Origin of the sequence: Lentzea cavernae (assembly GCF_014653695.1) — a bacterium.
GTDB classification, from domain to species: Bacteria; Actinomycetota; Actinomycetes; order Mycobacteriales; family Pseudonocardiaceae; genus Lentzea; species Lentzea cavernae.
Window position 1 is genome coordinate 43,136 of the sequence record NZ_BNAR01000006.1, and the last position, 20,716, is coordinate 63,851.

20 protein-coding genes and 1 pseudogene are annotated in these 20,716 nt (G+C 65.7%); 7 read left to right on the forward strand and 14 right to left on the reverse strand.

Annotation, left to right across the window (positions count from 1 at the left end; genetic code table 11):
• Window positions 1-121: 121 nt before the first annotated feature.
• From IE307_RS20600 to IE307_RS20615, 4 genes are all read right to left on the reverse strand, one after another.
• Window positions 122-3,271, reverse strand: a complete 3,150-nt coding sequence (locus tag IE307_RS20600) for an RHS repeat-associated core domain-containing protein (RefSeq protein ID WP_191299991.1) — start codon at window positions 3,269-3,271, stop codon at window positions 122-124.
• Window positions 3,272-4,365: 1,094 nt separating this feature from the next.
• Window positions 4,366-4,530 (reverse strand): hypothetical protein, encoded by a 165-nt coding sequence (locus IE307_RS20605; RefSeq protein WP_191299993.1) that lies wholly within the window; start codon window positions 4,528-4,530, stop codon window positions 4,366-4,368.
• 19 nt (window positions 4,531-4,549) lie between these two features.
• Complete coding sequence (locus tag IE307_RS20610; protein WP_191299996.1) at window positions 4,550-6,142, reverse strand: RHS repeat protein; 1,593 nt, start codon at window positions 6,140-6,142, stop codon at window positions 4,550-4,552.
• Entirely contained in the window at window positions 6,139-7,209 is a 1,071-nt protein-coding gene (locus IE307_RS20615) for an RHS repeat domain-containing protein (protein WP_191299998.1), read from the reverse strand. The genes IE307_RS20610 and IE307_RS20615 overlap by 4 nt, the downstream gene beginning before the upstream one ends.
• 637 nt (window positions 7,210-7,846) lie before the next feature.
• Between IE307_RS20615 and IE307_RS20620 the strand changes: the two genes are divergently transcribed.
• Window positions 7,847-8,698, forward strand: a complete 852-nt coding sequence (locus IE307_RS20620; RefSeq protein WP_229904920.1) for a GAF and ANTAR domain-containing protein — start codon at window positions 7,847-7,849, stop codon at window positions 8,696-8,698.
• 206 nt (window positions 8,699-8,904) lie between these two features.
• On the opposite strand, the gene IE307_RS20625 is transcribed toward IE307_RS20620, so the two are convergent.
• The 6 genes and pseudogenes from IE307_RS20625 to IE307_RS20645 form a co-directional block, all read right to left on the reverse strand.
• A complete protein-coding gene (locus tag IE307_RS20625) occupies window positions 8,905-9,543 on the reverse strand; it encodes a class F sortase (RefSeq protein WP_229904921.1) in 639 nt (212 codons plus the stop codon).
• Entirely contained in the window at window positions 9,540-10,307 is a 768-nt protein-coding gene (locus IE307_RS20630; protein ID WP_191300000.1) for a DUF4397 domain-containing protein, read from the reverse strand. Before IE307_RS20630 ends, IE307_RS20625 begins: the two co-directional genes overlap by 4 nt.
• A 337-nt stretch (window positions 10,308-10,644) precedes the next feature.
• Window positions 10,645-11,112: pseudogene (locus IE307_RS46875) on the reverse strand (DedA family protein); the annotation flags it as partial.
• 324 nt (window positions 11,113-11,436) lie between these two features.
• A complete protein-coding gene (locus IE307_RS20635) occupies window positions 11,437-12,030 on the reverse strand; it encodes a class I SAM-dependent methyltransferase (protein WP_191300002.1) in 594 nt (197 codons plus the stop codon).
• A gap of 121 nt (window positions 12,031-12,151) precedes the next feature.
• Window positions 12,152-12,811: a response regulator transcription factor gene (locus IE307_RS20640; protein ID WP_191300004.1), complete on the reverse strand. Its 660-nt coding sequence runs from the start codon at window positions 12,809-12,811 to the stop codon at window positions 12,152-12,154.
• Between the two features lie 2 nt (window positions 12,812-12,813).
• Entirely contained in the window at window positions 12,814-14,103 is a 1,290-nt protein-coding gene (locus IE307_RS20645) for a sensor histidine kinase (protein WP_191300006.1), read from the reverse strand.
• Between the two features lie 381 nt (window positions 14,104-14,484).
• On the opposite strand from IE307_RS20645, the gene IE307_RS20650 reads away from it, so the two are divergent.
• Window positions 14,485-14,958 carry a hypothetical protein gene (locus IE307_RS20650; protein ID WP_191300008.1) on the forward strand — a complete coding sequence of 158 codons (474 nt, stop codon included), beginning with the start codon at window positions 14,485-14,487 and terminating at the stop codon, window positions 14,956-14,958.
• 5 nt (window positions 14,959-14,963) lie between these two features.
• On the forward strand, window positions 14,964-16,397 hold the full coding sequence (locus IE307_RS20655) for a phytoene desaturase family protein (RefSeq protein ID WP_191300010.1): 1,434 nt from the start codon (window positions 14,964-14,966) through the stop codon (window positions 16,395-16,397).
• Between the two features lie 136 nt (window positions 16,398-16,533).
• Here IE307_RS20655 and IE307_RS20660 read toward each other — a convergent pair whose 3' ends face one another.
• The 3 genes from IE307_RS20660 to IE307_RS20670 all read right to left on the reverse strand — a co-directional run bounded on the left by IE307_RS20660 (window position 16,534) and on the right by IE307_RS20670 (window position 18,167).
• Entirely contained in the window at window positions 16,534-16,857 is a 324-nt protein-coding gene (locus IE307_RS20660; RefSeq protein WP_191300013.1) for an antibiotic biosynthesis monooxygenase family protein, read from the reverse strand.
• Window positions 16,858-17,225: 368 nt separating this feature from the next.
• Window positions 17,226-17,657: a DUF2000 domain-containing protein gene (locus tag IE307_RS20665; RefSeq protein ID WP_191300015.1), complete on the reverse strand. Its 432-nt coding sequence runs from the start codon at window positions 17,655-17,657 to the stop codon at window positions 17,226-17,228.
• 252 nt (window positions 17,658-17,909) lie between these two features.
• The gene (locus tag IE307_RS20670) at window positions 17,910-18,167 is read right to left on the reverse strand and encodes a hypothetical protein (protein WP_191300017.1); all 258 of its coding nucleotides are present in this window, start codon (window positions 18,165-18,167) and stop codon (window positions 17,910-17,912) included.
• Window positions 18,168-18,202: 35 nt separating this feature from the next.
• Here IE307_RS20670 and IE307_RS20675 point away from each other — a divergent pair, with 35 nt between their 5' ends.
• Together IE307_RS20675 and IE307_RS20680 are read left to right on the forward strand one after the other, a co-directional pair.
• Entirely contained in the window at window positions 18,203-18,367 is a 165-nt protein-coding gene (locus tag IE307_RS20675; protein WP_191300019.1) for a hypothetical protein, read from the forward strand.
• A gap of 220 nt (window positions 18,368-18,587) precedes the next feature.
• The gene (locus IE307_RS20680; RefSeq protein ID WP_191300020.1) at window positions 18,588-18,803 is read left to right on the forward strand and encodes a hypothetical protein; all 216 of its coding nucleotides are present in this window, start codon (window positions 18,588-18,590) and stop codon (window positions 18,801-18,803) included.
• Window positions 18,804-18,912: 109 nt separating this feature from the next.
• On the opposite strand, the gene IE307_RS47295 is transcribed toward IE307_RS20680, so the two are convergent.
• Window positions 18,913-19,317, reverse strand: coding sequence for an SDR family NAD(P)-dependent oxidoreductase (locus IE307_RS47295; protein WP_268250389.1), 405 nt, complete (start codon window positions 19,315-19,317; stop codon window positions 18,913-18,915).
• Window positions 19,318-19,421: 104 nt separating this feature from the next.
• Here IE307_RS47295 and IE307_RS20690 point away from each other — a divergent pair, with 104 nt between their 5' ends.
• Window positions 19,422-19,796, forward strand: a complete 375-nt coding sequence (locus IE307_RS20690) for a DUF5684 domain-containing protein (protein WP_229904922.1) — start codon at window positions 19,422-19,424, stop codon at window positions 19,794-19,796.
• A 55-nt stretch (window positions 19,797-19,851) separates the two neighbouring features.
• Window positions 19,852-20,712, forward strand: coding sequence for a DUF4436 family protein (locus IE307_RS20695; RefSeq protein WP_191300026.1), 861 nt, complete (start codon window positions 19,852-19,854; stop codon window positions 20,710-20,712).
• Window positions 20,713-20,716: the final 4 nt, after the last annotated feature.

The following is a 20,716-nucleotide window of genomic DNA, read 5'->3' on the forward strand; positions in this document are numbered from 1 at the left end:
GGCGGACATCGCAAACACCGTTCCGTCAATGATCAACCACGAGCCGATTCCGACTCAACGACGGCGGCCCAGGTTGCCGCCACGAACTTGTTCGTGGCGGCAACAAGAGCTGTACCGGGTCTCAGTCTTCGTCGAACTTCTGCTCCAGCCAGTATCCCGCGATGCCAGCCAGGCATCCTCCCGAGAAGCCGTATGCGGCGCCGCCGATGGCGCCTGGGATGGAGAACACGCCTGCGCCGGCCGCGGCGCCGGCCACCGCGCCTCCGATGGCGCCAGTCGTCGCGCCGATGATGCACGCTTCCGAGGGGTCGATGTTGCGGCCGGTGGGGTCGATCCGGTTGACGGGATTGCCGCTGACGTAGGCGTATCTGCTTGCCATGTCGGGCTCGAGGATCAGGCTGATGGGGTCGAGCGCGGTCCAGTTGGCGGTCGCCGGGTCGTGCCACCGGACGCCGCGCTTGAGCCAGCCCGTGATCTCGTCCAGCAGTCCCTGGGCGTAGCGGATGGGATTGGCGGCGGACGCTGTGCCGGTCGCGGTGAGTTGTCGTCCGGCGGGATCGTAGGTGTAGGTGGCCGTCACTGCGCCGCTGCTGTCGATCAGGGTCACGGGGCTGCTCTGGTTGTCCAGCGCGTAGTAGTGCGTGGTGCCATCAGGCCGCTGGAAGGTCAGGGGGGTGCCGGTGGGGTCGGTGTCGATGTAGCTGGTTTGGCCGTTCTTGGTGAACGACTGGAGTACCGGGACACCGTAGGCGTTGTTACGTCCGTAGACGTAGCGGGTCGTGTCCGCACCGGTGGTGGTGGAGACGAGTTCGTTCTGGTCGCCACCGGCCCAGGTGTAGGTGCTCGAGGACGAGCCCTGAGTGCGGGTCGTGGTGTGTCCGGCGGCGTTGTAGGTGAAGGTGCCCTGGATGGGGTCGGCGGTCCGGTTGCCGGCGGCGTCGTGGTTGTAACCGGCGTTCGAGATCTGGTTGCCGGTGTTGTAGGTCAGGGTCTGCGTGGTGGTGCCGTCGATCTTCGTGGTGAGCCTGTTGCCGGCTTTGTCGTAGGTGTAGGCGTAGTCGTGACCGCCGTAGTTCGACCCCGCGGTGAGCCGGTTGGAGGTGTCGTAGCTGTAGAGCGACACCGCACCGGTGAGGTTGTCGGTCGACCACTTGATCAGGCCGGTGTCGGTGCCGGCCGACGTCGACGGGCATGGTTGCCCGGAGATGCGGGGCGAGTAGCAGAAGCCGGTGTCGAAGGTCTTGGTCGCGTCGTTGGATGCCCGTGCGGTCCAGGTTCGCGAGATGCGGCCGCTCTTGTCGAAGGTGGTTTTCGTGTGGGCGGCGAAAGTGGTGCGTGCCGTGTTGGTGGCGAACCAGGTGTCGGTGCGCTTGCCGTCGTCGTCGTAGGCGAAGGCGGTCTTCTGCCCGCTGGGGGTGGTCATCTCGGTGACCTGGTTGGCCGCGTCGTAGCTGTAGGTGGTGGTGCCGCGGGCGTCGGTCTTCGACGTCAGGTTGCCCGTCTTGTCGTAGCCGTAGGACAGGGTGCCGCCGCCGGAGGTCGCGGTGCGTGAGGTGATCCGGTTTTGCGCGTCGTAGGCGAAGGTCGTCGTGCCCGAGGCATCGGTGCGGGTGAGGACGTTGCCCGCGCCGTCGTAGGTGAACGCCACATCGGGGGTGCCGTCGGAGTACTGGATCGTCTTGACCCGGTCGGCGCGGTCGTAGGCGTAGATCGTGCGCAGTGCGCGGCCGTCACGGACTGCGTGCAGGCGCCCGAACCCGTCGTAGGACATCACGATCGGCGCGAGACCCGAACCGGCCGCAGGGGTGATGTCGGTGATCTGGTGATCGGTGTTCGCGGTGTAGTCGGTGACGGTGTTGCGCGGGTCGGTGGAGGTGTTCAGGGTGCCGTCGGCGTTGTAGTCGACCTTCGCGGTCGCGGTCGCGGACGTGTTCGCCGCGCTCAGGGGGTTGCCGGCGCCGTCATAGGTGAACAGCTTGGAATTGCCCTGGCTGTCGGTGCCCCCGGACGGCAAGTACTTGGCGGCGCCGGTGTTGGCGTAGGTCGAGGTCGTCCTCACGCCGGTCGGTGCGGTGACGCCGGTCAGTGACTCACCGGAGTTCACGGCCGGGTCGTGCGCGAAGGTCGTGACTCCTCCGGTACCGCTGGTCGAGGTCGCGATGTCGGCGAAGGGGGTGTAGGTCTTGGCGCGGCTGCGGCCGAGCGGGTCGGCTACGGACGTCACCAGTTCCTGGGCGTTGAGGAAGTAGTCGGTCTGTGGCCCGTTGGAGGGGGTGGCCTCGGTGTTGTTCGGGCTCGCGACCAGCGTTTCCCCTGCCGAGTAGTAGGTGAACCGGGTCACCGCGGCGCCGGCGGGGTTCTCCTGGGTCACCTTCTTGACCCGGTGCGTGGCGTCGTACTGGATCGCCGTCTGCTTGCCTGCGCCATTGGTGATCGTGGTCAGATCACCGGTGGTCGCGTCGTACCCGAGCTGGGTGTTCTTCGAGGTCGGGTCAGTGATCTTCGTCAGCTTGCCCGAGGTGTAGGTGTAGACAACGCTGCGGGCAGTGCCGTCATCGCCGGTCTGGGAGATGGTGGTGAGGTTGCCCGACCAGGTGAGGTTCGCCGTCCGGGCACCAGCACCGCCGCGGGTCGACACGACCTGGCTCAGCTTCCCGGAGGTGTAGGTGAACGTGGAGCTCTGGGCGTTGCGGTCTTTGATCGACACCAGTCGTCCGGCCGAGTCGAACGTGGACACCGAATTGCTGTCGTGGTCGGTGATCGTCCAGCCCGAAGCGGTCTTCACCATCGCGACCTTGAAACCGGACGGCGACGTGTAGGCCGTCCCGCCGGACGGCTGGAACAAGCCCTCTCGGCCTTCAGGGGCGAGGTAGAGAACGGAGTTGTCGGAGTTGAGAATTATCTTGGTGTCTTGACCGACCCGCATCGCCCAGCCTGCGCCCGCTGCCCCGGACGGCAGTGCAGTCCCGGCGCCCAGGCGCAGGCTGTTGTAGGTCAAGCCCAGTTGAAGATCATGTTGAATGCCGGGCAGTGCCAGGTCGGAAGTGGTCACCAAAAGATTCCCGGTACCGACATCGACCGACATGGACACCGTGTCGGAGATGGAGAACGGGATCCGAGTCGCCGAGGGACGTGACCCGGTCAAAGTCGAGGTCAGCACCGCGGCGGCCTCCGCCGGAACCGGCCGAGCCACGAGAACAGGCCCCGAAATCAGTAACATCACGGCCGCCACCAGACTGACCGGACGACGAAAAAGAGTTCTTCGGATCATCAAGAAATCCCCCCGTTTGCGATTCATGATCTTTCATGACTTGCACATACGGCTAATGCCGTGCAGGCACGCCAAATGATGCCGATGCGACGACAGTCGGACAATATGCCAGCGTCCCGACATGAGCTCACCTACACTGAACAGTCATTATGCTGAAGCGTGGGACGACTGGCATGCCGCTCTAAGGCAGCTGAAGCCAGGTAAGCGCCACATAAGACGCGGGCGCCAGCGAACTCGACCGACATTTCGCGGCACGCGAGCAATGCAGTATCCTGAGTCATTCCGGATCAACAAAGAAAAGGCGCGCTTACAGCCCCAATTTGGGTGGATAATATCCGCAAGAGTACTGTCCGGCGGCGTCGATCTCATTGTCGTCCACCGCGGCGTTGCGATCCTCATTGAGCACGGACGCCTAGCGCTGCGCGATGCACCATGGGTTTCACCACATCGCGCCGAACGGTTGCGATCCTCGATGAGCGCGAACGACCAGCTCTGCGCGAGGGCGCCAGCCTCGTCGGTAACACACCTCGTTGCAATCGCTCGCTGAGCAAGGACGACCATCTCTACGTACACGTGAGAGGACCCTTCCGGGCAGAGGGGTGTTGTGATCCTCGCTGAGTGGACGCCTAGCGCTGCCGACCGTCAGCGTGGCCGGGAGTCGCAGAAGTTCGCGTCAGTCATGTTGCGACGAGCGGGCCGAATTCGGCGGCCGTGGTCACTGGCAAGGCCGCGTTTCTCCCTTTCCGACCTGCACGTTCCATCGTGGCCTCGCCGCTGACCCAACGCCGACCTCTTGGCCCGGCTCAACGCCGAACCCGAGACCAACCCACCCGCCAGCGTCGAGTACACCTGGGCAGGAAGACGAGCAGCCTGGGATTCACAGCCTCGCGCAGGATGGTGCCCTCCCCGAGGTCCGGCCAGGGCGGCGACACATATCGAGATCACCAACCGCCAGCGAAAATGCCGCCGCCACTGGCCTCAACAAGGACCTGTTAGCGGGAGCTTTAGCTTCATCAAGTCGGTTTCTCCTGGTTGAGACCACCGGAAGGGGGTGCCGACCGGCCACGCCGATCGGTGCCCCTTCCGGTCTTGCATCAGCGGTGGCGCAGCGACTGCTTCACCACGTACGCGCCCGCCAAACATGCGCCGAGGAACAACACGATCGGCACGACCAGTGGCCATTCGAGCAGCAGGGTGGCCACTCCAGCAGCACTCGTCAGGAACATGGCCACCAGGCCGTTGCGAATCCTCGGATCCATCTCACTCCTCACGATCCGATCAAATGAGCTTGCTGATTCCCTTGCCCACCAGGCCTCCGCTGACACCACCGATCACGCCACCGACCGCACCGCTGATCATGGCATCACGGATCTTGCCTGAGTCACCTCCGCCGATCGCGGCACCCGCTCCTCCGCCCAGGGCGCCGAACGTCGCTCCGACGACGGCGCCGCCGACGAGGCACCCCACTCCAGCGGTGACGGCGCAGGCTGCGCCGACGACGATGGCGGAGCCGATTCCTGCCAGGCCCGCGCCAACATCCTGGCCGAGGTCTGCCCCGCTGTAGGCACCGGTGGGGTCGCTCTGGTTGACCGGGTCGCCCTTGGCGTAGTTGTACGGGTTGGTCTCCTGGCCGGTCGGGTCCGGTGAGCGGAATCGGGCCATGGAGCTGTCGTAGACGCGATAGCCCATCAGGTACGGGCCTTGTTGAAGTTGGTAGACCCCGATGTAGCGGAACGGGTTCGCGCCTGCAGCGGCACCGGTGGCTGTGACGGCCCCGTACGGGGTGTAGTCGTATTCGGCGACCAGGTTGCCGGAGGTGTCGACCAAGCCGAGCACGCTGCCCTGATGGTCGGTGATCGCCCCGTACCGGGTGCCGGCGCCGTCCTTCAGTCCGATGAGCAGTCCTTGCGTGTCGCGGGTGTAGCTGGAGCGCTTGCCGTTGTCGACGGTCTCGGTGACGCCCAGGGCGGTGTGCGTCAGGATGTGCGTGACCTGGTTGCCGCCGGCGGTCTCGGTGATCGTCCTGGGCTGGGTCTGGTCACTGGTGTCGTAGCGGACGTGGAGCACCTGGGTTGTGCCGGCGTGGCCGGTGAGGACCTGGTTGGTGGGGCTGAACGTGAACCGCGTGTCCGGGTTGGTCGTGGACGCGTGGTTGCCGGCGCCGTCGAACGCCACGGTCGCGTCATTCGCCTTGGTGGCCTGGTCGGCGGCGTTGACGGTGAAGGTGCGGCCTTCGCCGGCGAGCAGGTTCGTGGCGTTGTCGTAGTTGTAGGTCGTGCCCGGCGCGGTCTTGAGCCTGCCGGCGCCGTCGTAGGTGAACGCGCGGGTGCTGCTGCCCCTGGTCTTGCTCTGGATCTTGTCGGTGTCGGCGCCGTCGGGTTTCGTGTAGCGGTTGGTGGTCTTCAGCAGCTCACCACCACCGGGCCGGGTGACGGTCACCGAGGTCTGGCGCCCGGAGTTGTCGTAGCCCGTGGTCTGCACGGCGCCACCGGGGAACGTCGTCGAGGTGCGCCGATCGGCGTCGTCGTAGCCGAAAGTCGTCGTGCCGCTGTAGGAGTCCTGCAACGTCTTGAGTCGGTTCGCCTCGTCGTAGTCGTACTTCGCCACACCGGTCGGCGTGGTCAGCGTCTTGACGTTGCCCGCCTTGTCGTAGGTGTAGGACACGACCTCGCTGCCACGCGTGACCTTCTCGAGCAGGTTGCGCGGGTCGTAGTCGAAGACCCTCGTGGCATCGGGTGTCTGTGTCCTGGTGAGGTTGCCGTTCGCGTCGAAGCCGTTGGACTGCAACACGATGCCGTTGTGCGTGATCGTCGTGACGCGGTCGAGCTTGTCGTAGCCGTAGACGATCTTCTTGCCGTTGCCGTCGGTCACACTGTCAACGCGCGAGAGCGCGTCGTAGGTGAATGTCGTCGGCTGGCCGGAGCAGGCGGTACGACCTTCGTCAGATTGCCGTAGTCGTCGTACTCGTAGGTCGTCTCGGCCTGCTTGCCGTCCTTCTTGGACTCGACCAGTCCCATGCGTTCGGTGTAGCGCAGCACTTCGAGGTCCGCGTTCAAGCCCGTCGAGCGGATGCTGGTCACGTTGCCGTTGCCGTCATAGGTCCGGGTCACCTGGTTGCCCGACGCGTCGGTGATCTGCGTCGGCAGGTACGGGTGCGCCGAGTCGGTGTAGCCGACGACGTTCTTCGCACCGGTCGCGAGTTTCGTTCCGATCAGGTTCTGCTGCGGGTCGTAGTCGTAGGTCGTGGAGTGCTGCAACCCGTTGGTCGTGACGTTGACGTCGCTGTTGGCCGTCCAGGTGCGCGACTGCGCGTGGCCGAGGGCGTCGGTGGCCTTCTTCTGCCGCCCCGGCGACTCGAACTCGTGCACCGAGCTGTGCAGGTTCGGGTCGGTCACCTTCGTCTTGTCGACGCCGTCGTCGGCGTAGATGGTGGACGCGCCGGTGCCGTCACGGGTCGGTTCGGTGAGTTTGCTGATCTGCGAGTATTCCGGGTCGTACTCGAGCTTCCACGTGTTCCCGCGGCCGTCGGTGACGGAGGTCAGCAGGTCCCGGTCGGTGTCGTAGCCGAACTTGACCTTGTTCCCCGCCCGGTCGGTGAGTTCGCTGATCAGATCGTCGTCGGAGACGTAGTTGCCGAACGTCTGCCCGGTCGGGTCGGTCAGCGAGGAGTCCCGGCCCTGGGCGTCGCGGTTGAACGTGGTGACACGGCCCTGTGAGTCGGTGATCGACGCCAGGGACCCGTCCGGCCGGTAGCGGTTGGTGTTGGCGTTGCCGTTGCGGTCGGTCTGCGAGACGAACCAGCCCTTGCCGGTGAACAGCCACCGCTCGCCGGAGTCGTTGAACGTGACGACGTAGCCGCCCTCGGGCGTCTTCGTCAGCGAGGCGCGGAAGTGCTCGGCGGGAGCGAAGGTGCCGTCCGCGTTCTCCGGGAACTCCACGCAGTACCCATTGGGGCCGTGCAGGATCCGCGAGTTCCCGACCGTGAAGCCCGGGTCCTGAAAAAGCAGTTGGAGACACCGAGCACGTCGAGTGGTCGTGGCGCAGGCTGATTCCGAGGAACGACCGTCGCTCAGATGGAGTTGGATCGCCTGCCGCGGGGACGGGTCCGACGACCCGTCCCCAGGTACTACTACTCGGGCGCGGATAGGCCGAACGATGACTCCACCACTAGACTGCCGACACATAACCGCTGGTCAGACCCGTTCCCATCCTTTGGTACTCCCGCCGAAGGCACCATAAGGAGGGAACAGGTTGGTAGCCCCGCTCTCGAAAGCGCTGTCGGCGTCTTCCGCCGCAACGAAACCGAATGCCTCCAGGCGCTGTGAGAGCTGGACTCCAGCACGGTGTCGAAGCTTGAAGCCGCGAGACGCGGTGATCCATGATCACCGGATGTCCCTCAGGCGAGAAAGTTAGATGATCGGGTACAGCAAAGTCACCGTGACGCGCGCGCAAGCACGGTAGGCCCGCTTTCGGGTGGTTCGGCCGGTCCCGGCGCGAGACGTCGAGCAACCCGGTGCCGGGCCGGTCGCGCTCGTCACATCGCTGTTCCAATGCGAGGTTGCCGACAGCCGTATCATGCGGTGGACGTGCGTCGAGCAGCTGGCGCCCCTGGGTTTCTCCCAACGAAGGGTGCTCGGCATGGCCGGCGAGGCGCACGACTCTGCGCAACCATCTGGTGGATCGGTCGACGACGACCGTCCCGATCCTCTCGAGCGCCTCGACGAAACCGCCGACGCGCTCGAGGTGTTGCGAGCCGCCCTCACCGGCGACGAGTCGCCCGACGACGCGCTGCAGCAATTGACGGAAACCGCGATCAACGCGATCGCTGACGCCGACGCGGTGACCCTCACCGTCATGACACAGCAGCAACCCCGCACCGCTGCCGCTACGGACCCGATTCTCGTCGACATCGACGAGAAGCAGTTCAGCGCCGACCGCGGCCCGTGCATGCAGTCCGCCCGCACCCTGGAAGCCGTCCGCGCGGTCGTCGGCGAACACCAGGACGAGTGGCCGGAGTTCGAAGCAGCCGCGGCAAGCCACGACATCCGCGCCTACCTGTCGGTACCAGTGGTGTTGCCGTCGGGGGACGGCGGTGAGGCACAGCACCTCGGCTCGATCAACGTCTACAGTCGCACCGCCGAGGCCTTCGACCCGTTCGACGAAGGCCTCATGCGCCTGTTCACCACGACCGCGTCCGCCACCATCGCCAGCGCACAGCACTCGCAGCGTCTCCACGACCAGATCCAGTCGCTGGAACGAGCCCTGGTGACACGTGCCGTCATCGACCAGGCGAAGGGCGTTCTGATGGCCGTGCACAAGTGCTCGGCGGACGAGGCCTTCGACATGCTCGTGCAGCGATCACAGCACGAGAACATCAAACTGCGCGACATCGCCAGGAACCTGCTCGACTCGGTCATGAACTCGTGAAGAGCGGCTCAACGACCCTCGGGATGTCCGTCCCGCTTGAACCCGGCGGACCAACGCAGTCGTTTGCGGTGGGTGCCGGTCCGACGAGCAGAGGCGGGATGCGCAAACTCGTCATCAGCGCGTACCGGCACCGTTGTGCTGCAAGCTGCTGGTCGTAAGACGGTGATGCAGAAGTGATCAGACCAGGATTCGTGCGTTGATGCTGGTCACATCGGGACCGCGGTGATGATGATGTTGTCCGCGTAGGAACGCTCCGCGCCGTCGAACTGCCCGCCACAGGTGAACAACGTGAGGCGAACCGAGCCCTCCGTGGAGAAGTAGGGCGTCAGGTCCAGGCCCTTCTTGGGCACCTGCTCCTTCGCCACCACGCGAAAGACCCGCGTCGTCCCGTCCTGCCCGACCACCGTGACCTGGTCTTCCGCGACCAGGTCACGAAGCCGGTAGAAGGCGCCGGGCCCGGACGTGGCGTCGTCCACGTGGCCGCCGATCACCACCGATCCGGCTGACTCACCGAGCCCTGGGCCGAACCGGTACCACCCGACCTCGTCGACGCTGGGCGGAACGGAGAACTCGCCCTTGTCGTCCACGCCGGTCGGGACGACGCGTGCGGTGAGCCCGATCGTGGCGATGGTGAGCTCGACCGGCTCCACCGGGGCACGAGAAGCCGCAAGTCCCTGCTGCACAGGAACTGACGGAACCGTCGTGGACGGCGGGGCCGAGCCGGCGGTCATGAGGTCGCGTACGGCGTCAGCGCCGAAGGTGTCGGAGCCCGAGTTCGCGGACCAGATGACCACCACGGCGACGCCGGCGACGGCTCCGGCCGCCAACCCGGCCCAACGCTTCACAGCGAACCGTTCCTGACTACGCGACGGGTGACCACGACAAGCCCGAGCACCATCAGACCACCGAACAGGAGCGGCGGTACCGAGCCGCCGTCCTCAACGGGACCGCGTCCCGCGGGCATCCCGCTCGGCGCTCCTCCGAGACCGGAGATCGTCTGTGCGGCCAGTCCCAGCGTCTTGCCCTCGGCGGACCCGATGGCAAAGACGACGGTCGAGGTGCCGGCCTTCAGGTCGACGTCCTTCGGTCCGATCGCGACAGTCGTCGTGCCCGCGAGCACGACATCCGCGTTGACCGTTCCCGCCGGTAGGTCGGCCTTGACCTCGTTGGGGTTGGTCAGGCCCGTGAAGACGGGCTTGCCACCGGCCCGCACGTCCACCGCGGGTGCCGCGGCGGTGTGGCGAACCACCAAGCGCGCTTTTCCGGCCGCGATCATCGCGGTGTCGTTGACGAATGCGGTGAGCACCGGTTTGCCCGACGCGTCCAGGTGCGCGGCGACGGAAAGGTTCTTCCCGGCCGGTACGGCGAGTGACTTGTTCTGGAGGATCGGGCTACCGACGGCTTCACCCGGCTTGGTCAGCGCCACGTCGTACGTGCCCGCGGCGAGTTCGAGTGGTCCCGCGACACTGGCAGGCTGGAAGTTCTCCAGCGTCTTCTTCCCGTTGACGTAGACGTCGACCGGCTGCCCCGGAATTCCGTGCACCACGGACACTTGCGAGGCTTGCTGGGCAGAAGCGGGCGAGGCCGTGCCCACGGTGACGGCCGCCATCACGGCGGCTGCGGAGACAATGCGGATCAGCCGACTGCTCAAGGTCGTTCCCCTCGTCGAGAGCGGATGTCACACCAGGTACGACCGAGGGGCGAGCGATGGATGCACCGGCAAGGCAATTCGTTTCAAGTCCTGCGTGCAGACGACGCCGGTTGCCCTGAACGGAGGCCGTCAGACGTACGACCGTCACCACGTCCACACTGGATCGACGAGTTCTCCTGCGGTATGCGACTGCGATGACGACCACGACCAATGCCACGGCGCAGAGGGTCACCGTTCCCCGACCCGCCCAGTTCGCCGCGACCTCGAGGGAACCGCCCGCGAGATGCCCCAGGAGGATCGTGACCGGCATCCAGGTGATGACGCCGGCCGCGGCGAACACCGTGAACGTGACGGGGTCGATCTTGGACATGCCCGCAGTGACCGGCATGCAAGTGCGAACGAACGGGATCCAGCGCGCGAGGAAGATCGCGAGTTTTTTCCTCCTCAGCAACAGGTTCTCGGCACGTGTCCGATAATCACGCAGCTTCACCGATCGGCCGCGAGGTGCTTTGACTCGGATGAGTCGTCCGGTCCAGTAAGCCGCTTGATCACCGGAAATGCCGGCCGCGATGCAGATCGGCAGACACCACACCAGTGGCACGACGCCCTCGTAGCTGAGCAGCCCCAACACAAGCAGCGTCAGTTCCGCCGGGATCGCTACACCGATCAGCAACGCCGTCTCGACGAACAGCAAGCCCGCGGCGACGAGCATGACGATGTGCGGCGGAAACGTTGCCAAGGTCTGCGCCCAGTCGGTGAACATGACACAAGCCTGTGCCTTTGCGCCTGCCGACGCGTCGGGCTCAAGGCTTCACTGGATCCTCTCGGAGGAGGACACCGGATTTCGGTATCTCCTCCGGCCGGAGGAAGGGTCACCCTGAACGCCGCGCAACGGGCGAACGAAGCCGGTACGGCTGGGCACGAGCTGATCGTGCGACCGCAACAGGCACCAGATGCGCCACAGCGGAGACCAGCACCAGCAGGCCGACAACAACGCTGCCGGTGCTGGGACGGCCGATGCCGGCTGCGAGGCAGAGGATCGCCGGTAGGGGTGTGAACAGCAAACAGGCGCACCAGCGAGTGCGAGTCATCGGCGGGGCCTGCGGCACACGTAGGTGATGGCCGGCGGCATGTTCGCCCAGATCGTCCTGGTGGGCAGAACCTCTCCGAACGTCCGCTGCAGCAGACGGCGGTACTGCCTGCCTGCGGGTAGGGCCAGTCCCTGCAGATAGGCGAACGTGGTGAACACGCCTTCTGGTGCAAGCACCTCGGTGATCCGTTCCAGCAACAGCTGCTGCTTGGCGTGGCCGAACAGGGTCCACGGCAGTCCCGAGATCACCGCATCGACGTGCTCGTGGCCTTCGACCTCCAGCACGGTCTGGATGTCCGCGGCATCGGCGTGGTGTGCGGAGACCCCGGGGTGGTGCTGTCGGAAGAAGGACAACATCCCGGTGTCGGCTTCAACGGCGATCTGGTGGCCACGACCACCCAGCCTTGCGGCGATCACCTTGGTGACGGCGCCGGTACCTGGTCCGAGTTCCACCACAACCGGGTGTCCGCGGTCGGGGACGACCGTGGCGAGCCGTTCCGCGAGTTGCGAAGAGCTCGGAGCGATAGCGCCAACCAACCGCGGCGATCGCAAAGCCGCCTCGGTGAACGTCCTCCACTGTGTCGCGTTCATGACGACAACGGTCTCGCGTGGACGATACCGATCGCGTCAGTCCTCGAGTCCGTGATGACCGCCGGCGGACGGATACTGAGTCATCCTGCCGGAGGACGTTTCCCCGAACTGACGAGAACGCTCACTCACCAGGGCGTACGAAGCCACTTTCGTAGGCGTGGACCACAGCGTGGACTCGATCACGCAAGTCCAGTTTGGACAGCACCCTGCTGACGTGCGTCTTGACCGTCGTCTCCCCCAGGAACAGCTGATCCGCGATCTCGGCGTTGCTGGCGCCCTTGGCCAGCAGACCGAAGACCTCGCGTTCCCGGTCGGTCAAGCGGTGCAGGCGCGGGTCGGGCGGTGGCGCCACCGGAGTGCTGAGGTGCCGCTCGACCAAGCGGCGAACCACGGCGGGAGCCATCGCCGCGTCGCCTCGCAGCACAGCGCGGATCGCGACCAGCATCTCCTCACTGGTGGCGTCCTTGAGCAGGAAGCCGCTCGCGCCATGGCGGAGCGCCTGCTCCACGTACTCGTCCAGGTCGAACGTGGTGATCACGAGCACCTTGGTGTTCGGACTCACCTCGCACACACGTCGAGTGGCCTCCACACCGTCGAGCACCGGCATTCGGACGTCCATCAACACCAGATCCGGACGGTGCTCAGCCGCCAGTCGCACCGCCTGCGCACCGTCGGCGGCCTCGCCGACGAGTTCGAGGTCGTCCTGGCTGTTCACGATCATGCGCAGAGCGCTGCGCATGAGCTCTTGGTCATCGCAGATCAGCACGCGTGCCTGGCTCATGCTCAGCTGACCCCTCCCGCTTTGGCGCCACCGACCGGCAGCACGGCCTCGACCACGAACCCTCCGTCCGCGGTTCGCTCGGTGCGCAGTGTGCCTCCGTACATCGACACCCTCTCCCGCATACCGGGCAAACCGTGCCCACCGGAAGGAAGGTCGACCAGCGGCTGTCCTGCCGCTGTGCCGGCGCTGTTGCGCACTCGCAACCGCACCTCCCGACCGCTTGTGACAGGTCCCCAGTCGACCACCACCTCAGCCGACGCGGGAGGAAGAGCGTGTTTGAGGACGTTGGTCAACGCCTCTTGCACAATTCGGACGACTTGCACGACGAGCCCTGTCGACACACCCTCCGGTCCGCCACGCTCGTGGAGTTCCACGTCCAGACCGGCGGCGCGAATCGAGTCCACCGCGCCGCGGAGATCGGCGCCCGTGGGCTGTGGTGTGGTCCCGGTCGGCTCCTGACGCAGCAGGTGCAGCATGTGCCGCAACTCCCCCATTGCGTCGCGACCTCCGCGGCTGATGTCGCGCAACGCCTGCTCGACCTGATCGCCGCCGCTCACCAGAGACATCCGAGCGCCTTCGGCCTGCATCACCATCATGCTCACCGCGTGGGCGACCACGTCGTGCATCTCCCGTGCGATCCGGGTGCGCTCCTCAGCCACCGCGGCACGTGCCAGCGCTTCCTTCTCCCGCTCGGCGCGAACCGCCCGGTCCTCCACCGCGCGCAGATACGCCCGGCGGGCGGAGACGAACTCTCCCAGCAGCCAGCAGGTGAGCAGCAACATCGCCACGAATCCGATCATGGCGGTGGACTGCCGCCACGACTCACCACTGAAATCAACGGACGCCGCCCACCAGGCGACGAGGATCGCGCTGCAGGCGAGCACCGGCCACACCTGCCACCGCCTGCCGTAGACGACCACCGAGTACAGGATCGGCGCCAGGGTGAGGTTCACCGTCGGCACGAACGAGCCCCACGGTGACGTCACCAACTCCGCCACGATCGTGGCCAGCACGATCGTCGCTGCTGTGCCTGGATGATGGCGCCTGATCAGCAGAGGACCGACCAGTCCGATGATCATCAGCGCCTGCAGCCACAACGGAGACCGGTCCAGAACGGCGTACGGCAACGCCGCCCATGCGAAGAACGCGACCAGGGCCAGGTCGAACGCCACCGGCCGCGACCTCAGCCACACCATCACCCGCCGCACGTCAACTCCCAGCCCGGCCCATCGACGATGATCGGCCCTCAGCGTAAGGCTGATCATCGCCGCCAGCCCGCTCACCGCGGTCACGACGGGCAACCGAAGGAGGCGATCGCACGACCACAACACAAGCAAACTCCCAGCTGGTCAGCGTTGTTGCCGCGCAACGCCCTTGAAGCCGGAACGCAACCGGCCACAAAGCAAGCTAGAGATGGTCGGGCGTTCTCAGCGTCCACCTGGGAGACGAAACGTGTCCTCCTCGCGGAGGAGCCTGGTATCACTCGCCGGCCTGCAATGGGTTGACGGGCAGTGTGCACGTGCTGCCGGTCACCTCCTGCCGAAGGATGACAAGGGCTCCTCCTCAAGGGCAGCAGAGCAGACCCGACGCAGGATGTACGACGACGGGGAGACGACGACGATGAACTCCGACACCAGCTGACAGAGCAGCCCAAGCGACTCGGAGTCGAAAAGATGATCTGGCACAGAGCATCGTCGAAGACGATCCTCGTCATCAGATTGCTGATGGCGGCGATCTTCATCCTCTACGGCTGCGTCAAGCTGTTCGGCGGACAGTACTACTACGGCGACTGGAACGACCTCTCGAAGGCCACGGTCGACGGCACCTCACTGGTCTGGCTGTTCTACGGCTACTCTCCCTTCTACGGCCGGATCACCGGGTTGTTCGAGCTGGTTCCGGCCATCTTGCTGGTGTTCCGCCGCACCACGTTCGTGGGCGCCTGCGCGCTGCTCGTGATCGGCCTCAACATCACGCTGATGGACTTCGCGTTCGACTACCCCTCGGTCAAGTACATGGCGGCCCTCTACACAGTCCTCTGTGGAGTCCTCGTCCTGCACGACCGCGCCAAGCTGCGTGACATCTTCGCCGATCCGTTGACGACCGGCACTCCTCACCTGGACCGTGCTCGATCGCAGGACCGGGGTTGAGTTCGGTGCCCAAGGCAGTGGTGGTGGGATCGGGCCCGAATGGGCTGGCGGCGGCGGTACGCCTGGCCCAGTACGGCATCGACGTGACCGTTCTCGAGGCCGCCGACCGGCTCGGTGGGGGCGCGAGAACGACGGAGAAGCTCGTCGCAGGGACGCTGCACGACGAATGCTCAGCTGTGCACCCGACCGCCGTGCTCTCGCCCTACCTGCGAGAGCTGAGGCTGGACAGGTACGGACTGCGGTGGCGGCATCCCGAGGTGATGCTCGCTCACCCTCTCGACGACGGCACGTGCGGGGTGCTGCGGCGCTCAGTGGACGAGACCGCGGCGGGCCTGCCCGCAGGAGATGGTCAGCGGTGGCGGCAGGCGTACGGACCACTCGCTGCCAACCTGGAGGCCACAGCGAGCGACTTGCTGGGCCCTTTGCTGAGGTGGCCGTCCCATCCGGTGCATACGGCACGATTCGGGCTGCGCGCGGTGCCGCCCGCCGCGTTGACGCGCCTGCTGTGGCGCTCCCCCGTCACGCAAAGCCTGTTCCTCGGCGTCGCCGCTCACGTCATGCACGATCTGCGCGCGCCGATGAGCTCCTCGGTGGCGGCGATGCTGATCTCGGCAGGACATCGGTTCGGATGGCCGGTCGCCGAGGGTGGCTCACAAGCGATCACGGATGCGCTGGCCGCGCTGTTGCGAGACCTCGGTGGCAAGACCGTGACAGGCACCAGGATCAAGCGCAGTTCGGAGTTGCCGGACGCGGATGTCGTCGTGCTCGACACCTCGCCTTCTGCTGCTGCACGGATTTTCGAAGGCCACCTCCCGGGACGCGTGCATCGGGCGTACCGCCGCTGGCGTCACGGCCCGGCGGCGTTCAAGGTCGACTTCGCCGTGCGTGGTGATGTGCCCTGGAGCAACGCCGACTGCGGTGTGGCGGGAACCGTCCACCTGGGTGGTGATCCGGACGAGGTGATCCGCACAGCTCGCGATGTCCGGCGCGGCAGGATGCCGGACGCGCCGTTCGTCCTGGTCGGGCAGCAATACCTCGCTGACCCGAGCCGATCTGCCGGTGACGTGCACCCGATCTGGGCCTACGCGCACGTGCCGCACGGATACAACGGAGACGCCACCGCTGCGATCGTCGACCAGATCGAACGCTTTGCTCCTGGCTTCAAGGACAAGATCGTGGCGTTCTCCGCCAAGAAGCCCGCAGATCTGATGCGCGGCAACGAGAACTACGTCGGTGGCAACATCCTCACCGGAGCCAACGACCCGTTCCAACTGGTGTTCCGGCCCCGTCTGACACCTCACCCCTACGACACCGGCATACCCGGCGTCTACCTCTGTTCCGCCGCCACTCCCCCAGGAGCCGGAGTCCACGGCATGAGCGGGTATCACGCCGCCGGGAGAGCCCTTCGCCATCTGGGCCTCGCGCCCGCGGTCCAGTAGTCGTCGGCTTCTTCCTTGACGAGGCGGCACATCGAAGTTGCGCGCGAATGGTGAGGGCGCCGTCGTGCACAGCGCGAGTAGCGTCGCCGTGCCCGGTCAGACGCGTTGCGCCTGACCGGGATCGATCGAACAGGCGTCAGCGGTCGTCTCGATCAAGGGTGAACGAGACCTCGTACAGACCTGGGTGGGCTTGCCCGAACGCCTTGTTGCCCTCGATCATGCCTCGGGACTTGAGGTGCTGGAACACCCTCTGCGCGGCATCGTGACTCTCACTCTGCGCGTAATTCACCACGCGAGTGCCGTCCAGACTGCGGTGAAGGCTCGCCGACATCCAGCCGGGCACCTCGCTGGCGACCTGGGCAGCAGCGGCGAGGTAGTCGATCAAAGGCTGCTGGCGATCCGGCTCCACGGTGAAGACGTTGATCTGCGTGACCGTTGGACCAACACGAATGATGGGCATTGCTTCTCCTCTACGTGACCAGACGAGAAGCCGAGAACTCGACACACGGGCAGCGCCAAGCCTCGGCATCTCGCCGAGAACTTGTCGCGGGGCCGTCGCCGCAGCGACGGACGGAGCCTCGTGATGAGGGGTCGGGCTTACCTTTGCCGACCCAGGTCCTTTTCGACCGTTGCACAATATCCCACCGACATCGACATCACCACCGGGAGTTGTCGTTCAGGTGCGGAGGAACAGACGCCGTCGGGCCACCATCGCACTGCCGGAGAGCCGAGCGCAGACGTTCGTTGAGCGCGGTGCTTCCGACCACGCCAAGGCGATTGTGGTGCGTCACTGACATCTTCGTGGAGCTCTACTTTGGACATACCCCGCTACAGCAGCGAGAAGCGCCTCGTCAGGGCGGAAACGCGGTTGCGCGGACCGAAAACGGCCACCCCCACGTAATCGATCTCATCGCCGGGAGTTCCAGCCAACGTCGCCAGGTAGTCCTCATACGCACGGGCACGACGGGCGACCTCGTTGAACCCCACGACCAACAGGTCCGGCCGGTCGGCAGCTTTGACGAACAACTCCCGCAACTGCTCTCGGCTCGCGGTCACGACAGGAATGGGATGGGTGTTCAAACCGAGGTGCACTCCGCCCGACGCGTCCTTGCCGTCCTCGCCGAGGGAATCCGCGATCCGGCCTCCCATGCTGAGCCCCAGAACTGCGGCAGCGTTGACCGCATGACCGCTGGGCAGCGTTTCATCGATCACGATCACGAGCTTGGTGGTCTGTCGCGCAACTTCCGTTTCACTGGACACAGCGAGAAAACCTAGGCGAAAAGGCGGCGCAGACCACTCAGTCGTGAACTTCGTTCGGCAGATCGAATGCTTCACCGATCATTGCCGAACCTCATTCGGCGGTAGCCGTTTCTGTCGACCGTTTTGACATGGGCTCGCGTGCCGGTCGGAATGGGAGACCTCGGTCAGATGCGGAGTTGGCGCCCGCTTGGCCGGTCGCGATGAACACGCACTCGCCCCGCGCACCGGGCAGATCTCACTCGGCTACGGCAACTACCTGCCCCGCGATCCCGCCTTGACCGGGCCCTGGATCGCGCGGACCACCTCGGCGTGGTCAGCGCGACCGAGAACAGATTCGCCGCCAGGTCGGACATCGCCGTCGAGGACCTCCACGACGAGCCCAGGTGTCCGCGGCGGCGTGCGCTGGTGATTCTCCAGCACCGACATCGGCGCCTTCGCCGAGCACCACTCGCCTACCGGCAAGTCCTTCGTCGTGCCCGTCCTGTCCCACTTCGAGATGGCGGGCGCCAAGATCCAGCGATGCGAGGACTACTACCCACCTGCCCGTGCGAACACTGCGCTGTTACCGCTCGGCAGGGCTCTTCGCGCCCACGTCGCGCTCGGGTACGGGGCTGGGGATCGCCCCGCGGCTGGTGCTGGAGACCAGCGGTGCCGCAGACAAGCTCACTGTGGTCGCGTCCGGTCTCGCTCCTCTCCCCATCGAGCTCTGAGTGCGCCGCACCACCCGTTGTAGCGGCCCCGTGGGAGCTGGCAACGAGCCGTCCTGAGTCATTGGCGCCGGCGACGAGTCCCGCCAGGGGTCTGCCGGACGGACCATGCTCGGCCGAGCTCTGAGCCTGTCGAACACGGGCTCGTCCGGTCGGCCTCGATGGAGCGGATCGACGCGGGCCGGCGCCTCAGCGGTGCGGCCGACCACGACAGCTCCCTGCCATGGTGGTGCCGCTCGACTCGCCCGAACTCGCGCTCGCGAACGACATCGAGGTTGCCAGCCACCCCGTCCTCGTCACAAATCAATCAGCAGCTGTCGCCCCTGTCCAGACTCTTGCCGCGGCGATCGTCTCCACCGTCAAGCATCAGTCCCGGCAGACAGGAGACAACAACCACGACGCCATTCCCGCGTACGAGCCGGATCCAGACCCGAGGTAGGCCGCAATCGAGCTGACAGGATCACGCGGCCGCCGGGCGAGGTGAGCAAGTCCCTGACCGCCTCGGTCGGCAGAACCACGGTCAGCACGTCCGCGCGCAAGTTGCCCAGTCAGTGCCATGCCGCGCCGCCCACTCCCCCGGTCTGCTCGGACGAAGCTCCGATCTCCACACTGGTGACCAGGACGTCAACCCTGCCGAACTGCTCGGCGTGCCGCTTGGTCACCTGCTCCGCCTGGTCGGGTTCACTGAGGTCGGCGACCAGCGTGCTCACCTGCCCGGAGATCCTGTTCGCCGCCTTCCCCAGGACCTCGACGCGCCTGCCCATGATCACAACCTCGTTGCCGTCGAGCGCGAACCGCTCACCGGCCGACTGCTCATCAGACTCCGCGGATCGGGCGCGTCGAACCGGTCTCGAACTCGCCGCGATCTGTTCGACCAGTGATCGGTGTCCGTTCGGGCGGCGTGCCCGATCTTCGTGTCCCCGGTCGCCGCTCAAGCTGGACGAAGTGTCCACAGTGGCGTCTAATTCTGCCCAAGCGCGCAATCAATCCACTGTGGACTATAGCGCGCCGTCGATCGGAACTCTTTCCACTTTTCCAGGACATGCAGGAGAAAAACATGGACTCGACCGTGTCCAACTTCGTGACGATCATCATCAGTCTTGTTCTGATCGCCGCGATGTGGCAGGTCTTCACCAAGGCGGGACGACCCGGCTGGGGCGCCATCGTCCCCGTCTACAACCTCTACCTGTTGGTGAAGACCGCAGGCAGGCCCGGCTGGTGGGTCGTGCTGTACCTCGTGCCCGTCGTCAACATCGTCGCGCACCTCCTCGTCTCGCTCGATCTCGCGCGATCCTTCGGCAAGAGCAAGGCGTTCGGTGTCGTGGGACTGTGGCTGTTCAGCGTGGTCGGACTCGCGATCCTTGGATTCGGCGGTGCGCGGTACACCGGTGTGGACCGTGCCGGGCAGGACAGCGCCGCCTTCGCTCACTGAGACGACCTCCCCTGAGCACAAAGGCTTCTGGACTAGAAGAAACAGGATTACAGCCATGCAGGAAAGTGCGCCGTCGCGGCGCTGGCTCAAGGTGCTCATCCCGGTCGCGATCGCTGTGGTGATCACCGGCGCCAGTCTGAGCGCTTACCTCGTCGAACGGTCGCAAGGGCAGACCATGCACACCATGGGCGACGCTGCGACGCCTGACCGGCTCGACGTGCAGTTCTACGTGCAGAAGGTCGACCCGGTCACCGAAGAGGTCTCCGCGCAGGTCTTCGTCGAGCCCGCCGGGCGGTTCGCCGACCAGGACGGCATGCCCGCGAACGACATCACCCTCTACGTCAACGCGATCAAGGGGGACGTGCTCTCGTTCAAGGCCGGCAAGAACCCGAGCGTGGCGGACGTGCGCGTACCGCTGACCACCGGTGTCATCACGGACTACCCGTTCGACCGCTATGGCGTCGATTTCGGGTTTTACGCGGAGACCGCGGCCGACTCCATCCCGGTGAACGTGACGTTCAGCAGCGCGGACTCGTTCTTCAGGCTTGAACCGGGACAGGGGAAGTCCGAATCAGGCGGACTCGAGTTCAGCGCGACGGCCAGTCGTACCACGGGGATGTTCGCATTCGCCATCTTCATCATGATCTTCATGTGGTGCCTGAGCATCTCCGCGGTGATCGCGGCACTCTACGCGGTGGGTGGCAAGCACGGCCTGCTCTGGCCGTCGATGAGCTTCATGGGAGCACTTCTGTTCGCGTTGGTGCCTCTGCGGAACGCCGTACCGGGATCGCCGCCGATCGGTTCGGTCGTCGACTTCGGGTCGTTCTTCATCGCCGAGACGCTGATCTCGCTCTCCCTCATCACCACAGTCGTTGTGGGCTATCGGACCGAGTTGAGGAAGAAGGCCGCTGCCTGAAACC